The sequence below is a fragment of the Vibrio sp. Vb0937 genome (assembly GCF_033338855.1).
Genome location: NZ_JAWOTK010000200.1, coordinates 1 through 1,377 on the forward strand (window position 1 = coordinate 1; position 1,377 = coordinate 1,377).

General features: G+C 44.9%; 1 protein-coding gene. It reads right to left on the reverse strand.

Features of this window, described 5'->3' with window-relative positions:
- The coding region (lon, locus tag R7P67_RS24400; protein ID WP_318086259.1) for an endopeptidase La at positions 1 to 1,376 on the reverse strand (1,376 nt) is incomplete at its 3' end.
- Between the last annotated feature and the right edge of the window lies 1 nt (position 1,377).

Consider the following 1,377-nt stretch of genomic DNA (forward strand, 5'->3'; position numbering starts at 1 on the left):
CCAGGAATATTCATCGAGTTAGACGTTGCAACAAACATCACATCAGACAAGTCGTAATCCACTTCTAGGTAGTGGTCGTTGAATGAGTTGTTTTGTTCAGGGTCTAATACTTCAAGCAACGCTGAAGCCGGGTCACCACGCATGTCTGAAGACATTTTGTCGATTTCATCCAGAAGGAAGAGAGGGTTTTTCACACCAACTTTCGACATTTTCTGAATCAGCTTACCTGGCAATGAACCAATGTAAGTACGACGGTGGCCTCGAATCTCTGCTTCATCACGCACGCCACCTAGGGCCATACGTACGTATTTACGGCCAGTAGCAGATGCAATTGAGCGGCCAAGCGATGTTTTACCCACGCCTGGAGGACCAACAAGACAAAGGATTGGACCTTTTAGCTTGTTAATGCGGTTTTGAACTGCCAAGTACTCCAGAATACGCTCTTTCACACGCTCTAGACCATAATGATCTTCGTTCAAAATCTCTTCCGCTTTCGCGAGATTTTTCTTCACTTTAGAACGCTTAGTCCAAGGTACGCTTACCATCCAGTCGATGTAGCTACGAACCACGGTCGCTTCTGCGGACATTGGAGACATCATCTTAAGCTTTTGCAGCTCTTGCTCTGTCTTCTCACGTGCTTCTTGCGGCATTTTTGATTCGTCGATCTTCTTTTGCAGAGTCTCGAACTCATCAGGAGCGTCTTCCATCTCACCCAGCTCTTTCTGAATCGCTTTCATTTGCTCATTCAGATAGTACTCACGCTGAGACTTCTCCATCTGTTTTTTCACGCGACCACGAATGCGTTTCTCAACTTGTAGCAAATCGATCTCTGATTCCATCTGGCCCATTAGGAACTCTAGACGCTCAGTAACATCAATAATTTCAAGAACTTGTTGTTTATCAACAAGTTTAAGAGGCATATGTGCCGCAATCGTATCAGCTAGGCGTGCCGCTTCATCGATACCATTCAGTGACGTTAGCACTTCTGGTGGAATCTTTTTGTTTAACTTAATGAAGCCTTCGAATTGGTTGATTGCGCTGCGAACAATCACTTCTTGCTCACGTTCATCCAATTCTGGTGTTACGATGAATTCCGCCTCAGCTAAGAAGAAATCACTTTCCTTGAAATGATTAATTTTTGCGCGCTGCTGACCTTCAACCAGTACTTTTACTGTGCCATCAGGGAGCTTTAGAAGTTGGAGAATGGTAGCTACCGTACCCACTTCGAATAGGTCATCAACCGTTGGTTCATCAGTGTCAGCTTGTTTTTGAGCCACAAGCAGAACTTGTTTGTTTGTTTCCATCGCCGTTTCTAGACAGCTAATCGATTTCTCACGACCAACAAACAATGGAATCACCATGTGCGGGTAGACCACT